General features: G+C 66.0%; 12 protein-coding genes. 11 read left to right on the top strand and 1 reads right to left on the bottom strand.

Features of this window, described 5'->3' with window-relative positions:
- The first annotated feature begins 32 nt into the window (after positions 1–32).
- The 9 genes from AT700_RS20910 (at position 33) to argR (ending at position 9,863) form a co-directional block, all read left to right on the top strand.
- Positions 33–671: a TRAP transporter small permease gene (locus AT700_RS20910; protein WP_003158131.1), complete on the top strand. Its 639-nt coding sequence runs from the start codon at positions 33–35 to the stop codon at positions 669–671.
- A complete protein-coding gene (gene dctM / locus AT700_RS20905) occupies positions 668–1,951 on the top strand; it encodes a C4-dicarboxylate TRAP transporter large permease protein DctM (RefSeq protein ID WP_003163171.1) in 1,284 nt (427 codons plus the stop codon). Before AT700_RS20910 ends, dctM begins: the two co-directional genes overlap by 4 nt.
- 182 nt (positions 1,952–2,133) lie before the next feature.
- On the top strand, positions 2,134–4,089 hold the full coding sequence (acs, locus tag AT700_RS20900) for an acetate--CoA ligase (protein ID WP_003110260.1): 1,956 nt from the start codon (positions 2,134–2,136) through the stop codon (positions 4,087–4,089).
- A gap of 540 nt (positions 4,090–4,629) precedes the next feature.
- Complete coding sequence (locus AT700_RS20895; protein ID WP_003085932.1) at positions 4,630–5,409, top strand: ABC transporter substrate-binding protein; 780 nt, start codon at positions 4,630–4,632, stop codon at positions 5,407–5,409.
- Between the two features lie 118 nt (positions 5,410–5,527).
- Positions 5,528–6,217 (top strand): ABC transporter permease, encoded by a 690-nt coding sequence (locus tag AT700_RS20890; RefSeq protein ID WP_003085934.1) that lies wholly within the window; start codon positions 5,528–5,530, stop codon positions 6,215–6,217.
- 16 nt (positions 6,218–6,233) lie between these two features.
- Positions 6,234–6,932, top strand: a complete 699-nt coding sequence (locus AT700_RS20885; protein ID WP_003085936.1) for an ABC transporter permease — start codon at positions 6,234–6,236, stop codon at positions 6,930–6,932.
- A 13-nt stretch (positions 6,933–6,945) separates the two neighbouring features.
- Entirely contained in the window at positions 6,946–8,058 is a 1,113-nt protein-coding gene (locus AT700_RS20880) for a M14 family metallopeptidase (protein ID WP_048521393.1), read from the top strand.
- An 18-nt stretch (positions 8,059–8,076) separates the two neighbouring features.
- Positions 8,077–8,841, top strand: a complete 765-nt coding sequence (aotP, locus tag AT700_RS20875) for an arginine/ornithine transport ATP-binding protein AotP (RefSeq protein ID WP_003085940.1) — start codon at positions 8,077–8,079, stop codon at positions 8,839–8,841.
- Positions 8,842–8,873: 32 nt separating this feature from the next.
- Entirely contained in the window at positions 8,874–9,863 is a 990-nt protein-coding gene (gene argR / locus AT700_RS20870; RefSeq protein ID WP_003085944.1) for a transcriptional regulator ArgR, read from the top strand.
- A 20-nt stretch (positions 9,864–9,883) separates the two neighbouring features.
- Here argR and AT700_RS20865 read toward each other — a convergent pair whose 3' ends face one another.
- A complete protein-coding gene (locus AT700_RS20865; protein ID WP_003134266.1) occupies positions 9,884–10,207 on the bottom strand; it encodes a hypothetical protein in 324 nt (107 codons plus the stop codon).
- A 166-nt stretch (positions 10,208–10,373) separates the two neighbouring features.
- On the opposite strand from AT700_RS20865, the gene aruC reads away from it, so the two are divergent.
- Entirely contained in the window at positions 10,374–11,594 is a 1,221-nt protein-coding gene (gene aruC, locus AT700_RS20860) for a bifunctional succinylornithine transaminase/acetylornithine aminotransferase (RefSeq protein WP_003112608.1), read from the top strand.
- 198 nt (positions 11,595–11,792) lie between these two features.
- A complete protein-coding gene (aruF, locus tag AT700_RS20855; protein WP_003085950.1) occupies positions 11,793–12,809 on the top strand; it encodes an arginine/ornithine succinyltransferase subunit alpha in 1,017 nt (338 codons plus the stop codon).
- The last annotated feature ends 1 nt before the right edge of the window (position 12,810 follow it).

The raw sequence follows: 12,810 nt of genomic DNA, 5'->3' as shown, positions 1-12,810 counted from the left end.
CGGCCGGGCGGGGCATTGTGGAGAACGCTGCGATGAATCGACTCGTGCGCGTCTGGAACCGCTTCGAGGAGGGCGCTATCGCCTTCCTGCTGGCGGCGATGACGCTGGTGACCTTCCTCTATGTGGTGATGACCAACGTCTTCACCCTGTTCTACGACCTCGGCGACCGCCTGCCGACACTGCGGGCTCCGCTGTACTCGATGGGCGACGCGATCCTCGGGGTAGCCCAGGATATGTCCTGGAGCAACGCGCTGACCAAGGCGCTGTTCGGCTGGCTGATCTTCCTCGGCATCGCCTACGGCGTACGCACCGCCGGCCACCTCGGGGTGGATGCCCTGGTGCGCCTGGCGCCGCGTCCCTTGCAGCGCCTGATCGGGATACTCGCCTGCCTCTGCTGCCTGGGCTACGCCGGGCTGTTCATGGTCGCCAGCTACGACTGGGTGAAGACCCTGTTGGTCGCCGGCATCGGCGCCGAGGACCTCGACCACTTCGGCATCCTCCAGGCCTACATCGCGGTGGTGGTGCCGGTCGGCTTCGGCCTGGTGCTGCTGCGCTACCTGGAAATCCTCGTCAACCTGTTGCGCGGTCGCCAGCTCGGGCTGGGCCTCGCCGACGAGGCCGCCGAGGCCTCCAAACTGGCCGGCGAAGAGGCCGGGGAGAACCGTCCATGACCGTGCTGATCCTGTTCCTGCTGCTGTTCCTGTTCATGTTCATCGGCGTGCCCATCGCCATCTCCCTGGGGCTGTCCGGCGCCCTGACGATCCTGCTGTTCAGCCCGGATTCGGTGCGCTCGCTGGCGATCAAGCTGTTCGAGACCTCCGAGGCCTACACCCTGCTGGCGATCCCGTTCTTCCTGCTCTCCGGCGCGTTCATGACCACCGGTGGCGTGGCGCGGCGCCTGATCGACTTCGCCAATGCCTGCGTCGGGCATATCCGCGGCGGCCTGGCGATCGCTGCGGTGCTCGCCTGCATGCTGTTCGCCGCGCTGTCCGGTTCGTCGCCGGCGACGGTGGCGGCGGTCGGCTCGATCGCCGTGGCCGGCATGGTCCGCTCCGGCTATCCGCGCGCCTTCGGCGCGGGGATCATCTGCAACGCCGGGACCCTGGGTATCCTCATCCCGCCATCGATCGTGATGGTGGTCTACGCCGCCGCCACCGAGACCTCGGTGGGCAAGCTGTTCGTCGCCGGGGTGGTTCCGGGGTTGTTGCTCGGGGTGATCCTGATGGTGGTGATCTACATCGTCGCACGGGTCAAGAAGCTGCCGGCGCAGCCGCGCGCCAGCTTCCGCGAGTGGCTGGCCGCCGCACGCCGTGCAGGCTGGGGCCTGTTGCTGCTGGTGATCATCCTCGGCGGCATCTATTCCGGGCTGTTCACCCCCACCGAGGCGGCGGCGGTGGCGGCGGTGTATTCGGCCTTCGTCGCGCTGTTCGTGTACAAGGACATGCGCCTGCGCGACTGTCCCAAGGTGCTGCTGGAGTCGGGGCGGCTGAGCATCATGCTGATGTTCATCATCGCCAACGCCATGCTCTTCGCCCATGTGTTGACCACCGAGCAGATCCCCCAGCAGATCACCGAATGGGTGGTGCAGGAAGGCCTGACCCCGATCGGCTTCCTGCTGATGGTCAACGTGGTGCTACTGGTCGCCGGCAGCTTCATGGAGCCCTCGGCGATCGTGCTGATCCTGGCGCCGATCTTCTTCCCCATCGCCATGAGGCTGGGCATCGATCCGATCCACCTGGGCATCGTCATGGTGGTGAACATGGAGATCGGCCTGGTACACCCGCCGGTCGGCCTCAACCTGTTCGTCACTTCGGCGGTCACTGGCATGCCGCTGGGGGCGACCATCCGCGCGGCGCTGCCGTGGCTGATGATTCTGCTGCTGTTCCTGATCCTGGTGACCTACGTGCCGTTGATCTCGCTGTGGCTGCCGGGCCTGCTGGGCATGAGTTGAGGTCGCGGCGGCGGGGCGCGGGACGCGCTCCGCCGCCCGGCGCAAGGCTACGATCGGCGCGGCTTATAGCTACGATCGGCGCTGTCGCGCAGTGGTAAGACCATGGTCGTATGGTTCGTGGGGTGTGCGCTCGCTACAACTGGGCACAACAAAAACAACACTCACGTACCGAGGTTAAAGCCATGTCTGCGGCATCCCTGTACCCCGTGCACCCAGAAGCGGTGGCACGGACCTTCACCGACGAAGCCACCTACAAGACGATGTACCAGCAGTCCGTCGTCAACCCCGACGGCTTCTGGCGCGAGCAGGCCCAGCGGATCGACTGGATCAAGCCGTTCGAGAAGGTCAAGCAGACCTCCTTCGACGACCATCACGTGGACATCAAGTGGTTCGCCGACGGCACCCTCAACGTGTCGCACAACTGCCTCGACCGTCACCTCGCCGAACGCGGCGACCAGGTGGCGATCATCTGGGAAGGCGACGATCCCGCCGACCACCAGGAAATCACCTACCGCCAGCTCCACGAGCAGGTCTGCAAGTTCGCCAACGCCCTGCGCGGGCAGGACGTGCACCGCGGCGACGTAGTGACCATCTACATGCCGATGATCCCCGAGGCCGTGGTCGCCATGCTCGCCTGCACCCGCATCGGCGCGATCCACTCGGTGGTCTTCGGCGGCTTCTCCCCCGAGGCCCTGGCAGGACGCATCATCGATTGCAAGTCGAAGGTGGTGATCACCGCCGACGAAGGCGTGCGCGGCGGCAAGCGCACTCCGCTGAAGGCCAATGTCGACGACGCCCTGACCAACCCGGAAACCTCCAGCGTGCAGAAGATCATCGTCTGCAAGCGTACCGGTGCGGAGATCAAGTGGAACCAGCACCGCGACGTCTGGTACGACGACCTGATGAAGGTTGCCGGCAGCACTTGCGCACCCAAGGAAATGGGCGCCGAGGACCCGCTGTTCATCCTCTACACCTCCGGCTCCACCGGCAAGCCGAAGGGCGTGCTGCATACCACCGGCGGCTACCTGGTGTACGCCTCGCTGACCCACGAGCGGGTCTTCGACTACCGTCCGGGCGAAGTCTACTGGTGCACCGCCGACATCGGCTGGGTCACCGGCCACACCTACATCGTCTATGGCCCGTTGGCCAACGGTGCCACCACCATTCTGTTCGAGGGCGTGCCGAACTACCCCGACGTGACCCGCGTGGCGAAAATCATCGACAAGCACAAGGTCAACATCCTCTACACCGCGCCGACCGCGATCCGCGCGATGATGGCCGAAGGCAAGGCGGCGGTGGCCGGTGCCGACGGTTCCAGCCTGCGTCTGCTCGGTTCGGTGGGCGAGCCGATCAACCCGGAAGCCTGGCAGTGGTACTACGAGACCGTCGGCCAGTCGCGCTGCCCGATCGTCGACACCTGGTGGCAGACCGAGACCGGCGCCTGCCTGATGACCCCGTTGCCGGGCGCCCATGCGATGAAGCCGGGCTCCGCGGCCAAGCCGTTCTTCGGCGTGGTCCCGGCGCTGGTGGACAACCTCGGCAACCTGATCGAGGGCGCCGCCGAGGGCAACCTGGTGATCCTCGACTCCTGGCCGGGCCAGGCGCGGACCCTGTTCGGCGACCATGACCGCTTCGTCGACACCTACTTCAAGACCTTCAAGGGCATGTACTTCACCGGCGACGGCGCGCGCCGCGACGAGGACGGCTACTACTGGATCACCGGGCGGGTCGACGACGTGCTCAACGTCTCCGGCCACCGCATGGGCACCGCCGAGGTGGAAAGCGCGATGGTCGCCCACCCGAAGGTCGCCGAGGCGGCGGTGGTCGGCATGCAGCACGACATCAAGGGGCAGGGCATCTATGTCTACGTCACCCTCAACTCCGGGGTCGAGCCGAGCGAGGCGCTGCGCCAGGAGCTGAAGCAATGGGTTCGCCGCGAGATCGGTCCGATCGCCACGCCGGATGTGATCCAGTGGGCGCCGGGACTGCCGAAGACCCGTTCGGGCAAGATCATGCGGCGCATCCTGCGCAAGATCGCCGCGGCCGAGTACGACACCCTCGGCGACATCTCCACCCTTGCCGACCCGGGCGTGGTCCAGCACCTGATCGAGACCCATCGCTCGATGCAGGCCGCCTGACTTCCGCCTGATCCGAAACGACCCCGCGCGGTGCGAGCCGCGCGGGGTCTTTCATTTGGCGCGGGCCGAGGAGGAGGGCGTTTCGAATGGGCTCGCGCCGGGAATGGGGCGGCGGTAACACTTCGGTGATGCGCGCCTGCGCATAATTGGGGCGAGAGGAAACGCCACGCACAGCCAAGGTGCGACACGGGGTAGCAGTCGAGGCGAGTCGTAGCGGCCAAGCCATTGAAGGAGAAGGAATTGGCAATTTATGGCTTGAGATTTGCTTTACTCATTGATTACACTTCGCGCTTTCCGGGCACAAATGTCGCTGCCTGTCAATATCGCCGAATGCCCTCTTCGGTGCTTTTATAATTAGTTGTCGCATTGAAGAAATAACCACTTTCGGCCTGTCGCTAGAATGCCGCTCACCCCAGCTGGCGCCCTGTCCACGAGAAGGCGCCATGCGCAAGAGCCGGTGATCACGCATATCCGTCGGCAGCCTGGGCAAGGTTCTATTTCTCCTGCCAATCGATGCCATCCCCTTCGAAGGAGTTCCAGATGAAGAAGCTCGCACTTCTCGGCGCCCTGGCGCTGTCCGTGCTCTCCCTGCCCACTTTCGCCGCCGACAAGCCGGTGCGCATCGGCATCGAGGCGGCCTACCCGCCGTTCTCGCTGAAGACCCCGGACGGCCAGTTGGCAGGCTTCGACGTGGATATCGGCAATGCCCTCTGCGAAGAGATGAAGGTGCAGTGCAAGTGGGTCGAGCAGGAGTTCGACGGCCTGATCCCGGCACTCAAGGTGCGCAAGATCGATGCGATCCTCTCGTCGATGACCATCACCGACGAGCGCAAGCGTTCGGTCGACTTCACCAACAAGTACTACAACACCCCGGCGCGCTTCGTGATGAAGGAAGGCGCCAGCCTCAACGATCCCAAGGCCGACCTGAAGGGCAAGAAGGCCGGCGTGCTGCGTGGCAGTACCGCCGACCGCTACGCCTCCGCCGAACTGACCCCGGCCGGCGTCGAAGTGGTGCGCTACAACTCCCAGCAGGAAGCCAACATGGACCTGGTGGCCGGTCGCCTCGACGCGGTGGTCGCCGACTCGGTGAACCTCGAGGACGGCTTCCTCAAGACCGATGCCGGCAAGGGCTACGCCTTCGTCGGTCCGCAACTGACCGATGCCAAGTACTTCGGCGAAGGCGTCGGCATCGCCGTGCGCAAGGGCGATAGCGAGCTGGCCGGCAAGTTCAACGCGGCCATCGACGCGCTGCGCGCCAACGGCAAGTACAAGCAGATCCAGGACAAGTACTTCAGCTTCGACGTCTACGGTTCGAACTGACGCTATCCGTCAGAGGTGGCACAAACGTCCGCGACGCCTCGCGCTGTTTGTGCCACTTTTTTATTGACTGGACGCCACTGCTTTAGCGCTGCATTAGCTGCATAGAGGTACCGTTTTGATGATCACTGGCTACGGTGCGACCATCGTCGATGGCGCCTGGCTGACTCTCCAGCTGGCCCTGCTTTCCATGCTCCTGGCCATCGTCCTCGGCCTGCTGGGCGCGGCCTTCCGCCTGTCGCCGGTGCGCTGGCTGGCCTGGTGCGGCGACCTGTACGCCACGGTAGTGCGCGGCATCCCCGACCTGGTGCTGATCCTGCTGATCTTCTACGGCGGCCAGGGCCTGCTGAACTGGGTCGCCCCGCAACTCGGCTACGACGACTACATCGACCTGAATCCCTTCGTGTCCGGCGTCGGCACCCTCGGCTTCATCTTCGGCGCCTATCTCTCGGAGACCTTCCGCGGCGCCTTCATGGCGATTCCCAAGGGGCAGGGCGAGGCCGGCTACGCCTACGGCATGAGCCACCGCCAGGTGTTCTTCCGCATCCAGGTGCCGCAGATGATCCGCCTGGCGATCCCCGGCTTCACCAACAACTGGCTGGTGCTGGTCAAGGCCACCGCGCTGATTTCCGTGGTCGGCCTGCAGGACATGATGTTCAAGGCCAAGCAGGCCTCCGATGCGACCCGCGAGCCGTTCACCTACTACCTCGCCGTGGCCGGCCTGTACCTGCTGGTGACCAGCGTGTCGCTGCTGTTGCTGCGCCTGCTCGAACGCCGCTATTCGGTCGGCGTGAAAACCGCGGAACTGTGAGTCAAGGGGCCCTATCGTGATCTTCGATTTCTCCGTCATCTGGGACAGCCTTCCGCTCTATTTCGACGGCCTGCTGGTCACCCTCAAGCTGCTCTCGATCTCCCTGCTGATCGGCCTGCTGCTGGCGGTGCCGCTGGCGCTGATGCGGGTCTCCAAGCAGCCGCTGGTGAACTTCCCGGCCTGGCTCTACACCTACGTGATCCGCGGCACGCCGATGCTGGTCCAGCTGTTCCTGATCTACTACGGCCTGGCGCAGTTCGACGCGGTGCGCGAGAGCGCGCTGTGGCCCTGGTTGTCGAACGCCTCCTTCTGCGCCTGCCTGGCGTTCGCCATCAACACCAGCGCCTATACCGCCGAGATCCTCGCCGGTAGCCTGAAGGCCACGCCCCATGGCGAGATCGAGGCGGCCAAGGCGATGGGCATGTCGCGCCTGAAGATGTACCGCCGCATCCTCCTGCCGTCGGCACTGCGGCGCGCCCTGCCGCAGTACAGCAACGAAGTGATCATGATGCTGCAGACCACCAGCCTGGCGTCCATCGTCACCCTGGTGGACATCACCGGCGCCGCGCGGACCGTCTACTCGCAGTACTACCTGCCGTTCGAGGCGTTCATCACCGCTGGCCTGTTCTACCTGTGCCTGACCTTCATCCTGGTGCGCCTGTTCAAGCTTGCCGAGCGCCGCTGGCTGGCCTACCTGGCGCCGCGCAAATCCTGATCCGGAGGACCGCATGGAGCGTATCGACCACCTGCTGCCGTGGAGCACCCTGGGAAGCGAGAAGCGCCTGAGCGTGTTCCGCTTCGGCTGCGGCGCGCGCAAGGTCTACATCCAGTCCAGCCTGCACGCCGACGAGCTGCCGGGCATGCGCACCGCCTGGGAGCTGAAGCAGCGGTTGCGCCTGCTGGAGGCGGAAGGCCGCCTGCGCGGCACCGTCGAGCTGGTGCCGGTGGCCAATCCGGTCGGTCTCGGGCAGATGATCCAGGCGCTGCACCAGGGGCGCTTCGAAATGAGCAGCGGGCGCAACTTCAATCGCGATTTCCCCGACCTGCTGGACGCGGTGATCGACAGCGTCGGCGAGCGTCTCGGCAGCGATCCGGCGGCCAATGTCGCGCTGGTCCGCCAGGCCCTGCGCGCGGCGCTGGACGCCCTGCCGCCGGCGACCTCGGAACTGGAGGGCATGCAGCGCGTGCTCTATCGCCACGCCTGCGACGCCGACCTGGTGCTCGACCTGCATTGCGACTTCGAGGCCGCCATCCATCTCTATACCCTGCCGCAACAATGGCCCACCTTCGCCTCCCTGGCCGCACGCCTGGGCGCCGCTGTCGGGCTGCTCGCCGAGGAGTCCGGCGGCGGTTCCTTCGACGAGGCCTGCTCGGTGCCGTGGCTGCGCCTGTCGCGCCTGTATCCGCGCGCCGAGCTGCCGCTGGCCTGCCTGGCGACCACCGTCGAACTCGGCGGCCAGGCCGATACCACGGCGCAGCAGGCCGAGGCCAACGCCGCGGCGATCCTGGCCTTCCTCGCCGAGCAGGGCTTCGTCGAGGGCGAATGGCCGGCGGCGCCCGAAGCCTGCTGCGAAGGCTTGCCCTTCGAAGGCACCGAATACGTCCACGCGCCGCATACCGGCGTGGTGAGTTTCCTGCGCCGGCCGGGCGAATGGGTGGAGGCGGGCGAACCGCTGTTCCAGGTCATCGATCCCCTGGCCGACCGTGCCAGCACCGTGTGCGCCGGGGTTTCCGGCGTGCTTTTCGCCATCGAACGGATGCGCTACGCGCAGCCGGGACTCTGGCTGGCCAAGGTGGCCGGTCGTCAACCGATCCGTCAGGGACGCTTGCTCAGCGACTGATTAGCCGAGAACACACACATGTACAAACTGGAAGTCCAAGACCTGCACAAGCGCTACGGTAGCCACGAGGTGCTCAAGGGCGTCTCGCTGGCGGCGAAAGCGGGCGACGTGATCAGCATCATCGGCTCGAGCGGTTCCGGCAAGAGCACCTTCCTGCGCTGCATCAACCTGCTGGAACAGCCGCACGCCGGCAAGATCCTGCTCAACGGCGAGGAGCTGAAGCTGGTGCCCGGCCGCGACGGCGCGCTGAAGGCCGCCGACTCTCGCCAGTTGCAGCGTATGCGCTCGCGCCTGTCGATGGTGTTCCAGCATTTCAACCTGTGGTCGCACATGAGCGCTCTGGAGAACGTCATCGAGGCGCCCGTGCATGTGCTCGGCGTGTCGAAGAAGGAAGCCATCGAGAAGGCCGAGCACTACCTGGCCAAGGTCGGCGTGGCGCACCGCAAGGACGCCTACCCGGCGCACATGAGCGGCGGCGAGCAGCAGCGCGTGGCGATCGCCCGGGCGCTGGCGGTGGAGCCGGAAGTGATGCTGTTCGACGAGCCGACCTCGGCGCTCGACCCCGAGCTGGTGGGCGAAGTGCTGAAGGTCATGCAGGACCTGGCCCAGGAAGGCCGCACCATGGTGGTGGTGACCCACGAGATGGGTTTCGCCCGCGAGGTGTCGAACCAGTTGGTGTTCCTGCACAAGGGCCTGGTCGAGGAACACGGCTGCCCGAAGGAAGTCCTCGCCAACCCGCAGTCGGACCGCCTCAAGCAGTTCCTCTCCGGCAGCCTCAAGTAACATTCATCGCAGAGGCCGGCTAAGCTGCTCCCATGACTGCCCAACCCCAACGCATCGGTTTCCTCCTCTGGCCCGCCACCCGCGCGCTGACGCTATCGCTTGCCGAGGAAGCCCTGCGGGCGGCCCGGCGGTTGCACCCCGAGGCGCTCTACGAGCCGCTGTTCCTGCTCGCCGAAGCGCCGGCCGAAGAGGAGGGCTGGCGCCTGCCGGGAACGGCCTGGAACGGCAGGCTGGAGCAATGCTCGCGGCTGTTCCTGGTCGCCGACGAGGCGCCGGCGGCGGTGTCGCCAGCGCTGGGCCTGGCGCTCAAGCAACTGGCGCGTTCGGGAGCGGCGATCGGCGCGCTGTCCGCCGGCATCTACCCGCTGGCCCAGCTCGGCCTGCTCGACGGTTATCGCGCCGCGGTGCACTGGCGTTGGCACGATGACTTCACCGAGCGCTTCCCCAAGGTCATCGCCACCAACCACCTGTTCGAGTGGGATCGCGACCGCATGACCGCCTGCGGCGGCATGGCGGTACTCGACCTGCTGCTGGCGCTGCTGTCCCGCGACCATGGCGCTGAACTGGCCGGCGCGGTCTCGGAAGAGCTGGTGGTGGAGCGCATTCGCGAAGGCAACGAGCGCCAGCGCATCCCGCTGAAGAATCGCCTCGGCTCCAGCCATCCGAAGCTGACCCAGGCGGTACTGCTGATGGAAGCCAATATCGAGGAGCCACTGACCACCGACGAGATCGCCCAGCATGTGTGTGTTTCGCGGCGCCAGTTGGAACGGATCTTCAAGCAATACCTGAACCGCGTACCCAGCCAGTACTACCTGGAGCTGCGCCTGAACCGCGCGCGGCAGATGCTGATGCAGACCAGCAAGTCGATCATCCAGATCGGCCTGTCCTGCGGTTTCTCTTCCGGGCCGCATTTCTCCAGCGCCTACCGCAACTTCTTCGGCGTCACTCCGCGCGAGGACCGCAACCAGCGGCGCGGCGGCAGCGCCTTCGAGACGACCTTCACTCCCGTCGAACGCGGCTGATCGCCAACGGCGCGGCGGTTTCAGCCGGGCTTTGCGACGCCCCGGGAGGCGGATCGCCTCGGGAAGTCGCCGAGTTCGCGACGGGCCGTCGGAATGATCGCCTCCAGCAGTTCCAGCGGAACGTCGCTGGCGAACAGGTTGACCACGAAACGCCGGCCGGCGTCGTCGCGAAAGACCTCGAACAGCGGCTGTTCGCCGCGCCAGCACTCCAGGCCGAGGCCGTCGCGCGGATTGACGTCGGAGGCGAAGACGAGACGGTAGTCGATTCCCTCGATGGGCATGGCTTGTTTCCCTGCTGTTCCCGCCCGCGGGGCGGCGTAGAAGAAGTATGCACCCGAGTGCATCGCGCGTTTACACTGCGCCTTCCCGATGCTTTCTGTCGCATTTCCGAAAGCCGCGGAAATTCCCGGGTTGGCGCTATAACAAGTTGTCGCATGGCGGCAATGCCGGCCCGGTCCCAATCCCTACAATCCTTTCATCGATAGCCGCCTTCAGGCAGGAGAAACACCGATGTCCGCTCCCCATGCGCAGGTAGAACGTGCCGATTTCGACCGGTATATGGTCCCCAACTACGCCCCCGCCGCCTTCATCCCGGTGCGAGGCGAGGGATCGCGCGTCTGGGACCAGAGCGGCCGCGAACTGATCGATTTCGCCGGCGGCATCGCCGTGACCTCCCTGGGCCACGCGCATCCGGCGCTGGTCAAGGCGCTCACCGAGCAGGCCCAGCGCATCTGGCACGTTTCCAACGTCTTCACCAACGAGCCGGCCCTGCGCCTGGCGCGCAAGCTGGTGGACGCCACCTTCGCCGAGCGGGTGTTCCTCGCCAACTCCGGCGCCGAGGCCAACGAGGCGGCCTTCAAGCTGGCTCGCCGCTACGCCAACGATGTCTACGGCCCGCAGAAGTACGAGATCATCGCCGCCAGCAACAGCTTCCACGGGCGCACCCTGTTCACCGTCAACGTCGGCGGCCAGCCCAAGTATTCCGATGGCTTCGGGCCCAAGTTCGAGGGTATCACCCACGTTCCCTACAACGACCTGGAAGCGCTGAAGGCGGCGATCTCCGACAAGACCTGCGCCGTGGTGCTGGAACCGATCCAGGGCGAGGGCGGCGTGCTGCCGGCGCAGCAGGCCTACCTGGAAGGGGCGCGCAAGCTGTGCGACGAGCACAACGCGCTGCTGGTCTTCGACGAGGTCCAGAGCGGCATGGGCCGGGTCGGCGAGCTGTTCGCCTACATGCACTACGGCGTGGTCCCGGACATCCTCTCCAGTGCCAAGAGCCTGGGCGGCGGCTTCCCTATCGGTGCGATGCTGACCACCGGCGAGATCGCCAAGCACCTTTCGGTCGGCACCCACGGCACCACCTACGGCGGCAACCCGCTGGCCTCGGCGGTGGCCGAGGCGGCGCTGGACGTGATCAATACCCCGGAAGTGCTGGATGGCGTGAAGGCCAAGCATGAGCGCTTCAAGTCCCGCCTGCAGAAGATCGGCCAGGAGTACGGCATCTTCGACGAGATCCGCGGCATGGGCCTGCTGATCGGTGCGGCGCTGACCGACGAGTGGAAGGGCAAGGCCAGGGATGTGCTCAACGCCGCCGAGAAAGAGGCGGTCATGGTGCTCCAGGCCAGCCCGGACGTGGTGCGCTTCGCGCCGAGCCTGGTGATCGACGACGCCGAGATCGACGAAGGCCTGGAGCGCTTCGAGCGCGCCGTGGCCAAGCTGGTCCGCGGCTGAGCGAACCCACGGGGCCCCGGCGCAGGCCGGGGCACCCGATGCGACATCCCGGAGCGGCCCGCGCCGGAGCCGGGAACCGTGCCGCCGTGCGTGGCGCGGGATCTTCCCTGCTGGACGTTCGAAACCGTGGCACAGGAAGGTGCCGCGGTCCCGCGCATGGATGCGGCAATCATCGTTGTCTGAGAAAGGAGTGACGCCATGTTGGTGATGCGCCCCGCCCAAGCGGCCGACCTGCCACAGGTGCAGCGTCTGGCGGCGGACAGCCCGGTAGGCGTCACGTCCTTGCCGGATGACGCCGAACGCCTGCGCGACAAGATCCTCGCTTCCGAGGCCTCGTTCGCCGCGGAGGTGAGCTACAACGGCGAGGAAAGCTATTTCTTCGTCCTCGAGGACAGCGCCAGCGGCGAGCTGGTCGGCTGCTCGGCGATCGTCGCCTCGGCCGGGTTCTCGGAACCGTTCTACAGCTTCCGCAACGAAACCTTCGTGCACGCCTCGCGCTCGCTGTCGATCCACAACAAGATCCATGTCCTCTCGCTGTGCCACGACCTTACCGGCAACAGTCTGCTGACCAGTTTCTACGTACAGCGCGACCTGGTGCAGAGCGTCTACGCCGAACTCAACTCGCGCGGTCGCCTGCTGTTCATGGCCAGCCATCCGGAGCGCTTCGCCGACGCGGTGGTGGTGGAGATCGTCGGCTACAGCGACGAGCAGGGCGAATCGCCGTTCTGGAACGCGGTCGGGCGCAACTTCTTCGACCTGAACTACATCGAGGCGGAAAAGCTCTCCGGGCTGAAGAGCCGCACCTTCCTCGCCGAACTGATGCCGCACTATCCGATCTATGTGCCACTGTTGCCGGATGCCGCCCAGGAGTCCATGGGCCAGGTCCACCCGCGAGCGCAGATCACCTTCGATATCCTGATGCGCGAAGGCTTCGAGACCGACAACTACATCGACATCTTCGATGGCGGCCCGACCCTGCACGCGCGTACCTCGGGGATTCGCTCGATCGCCCAGAGCCGGGTGGTTCCGGTGAAGATCGGCGAGGCGCCGAAGAGCGGGCGTCCATACCTGGTCACCAACGGCCAGTTGCAGGACTTCCGCGCGGTCGTGCTGGACCTGGACTGGGCGCCCGGCAAGCCGGTGGCCCTGAGTGTTGAAGCCGCCGAGGCCCTGGGCGTCGGCGAAGGCGCCAGCGTGCGCCTGGTAGCGGTCTGAA

Source organism: Pseudomonas aeruginosa, from assembly GCF_001457615.1.
Classification (GTDB): Bacteria; Pseudomonadota; Gammaproteobacteria; order Pseudomonadales; family Pseudomonadaceae; genus Pseudomonas; species Pseudomonas aeruginosa.
This window is presented reverse-complemented; position numbering and strand designations above follow the sequence as displayed.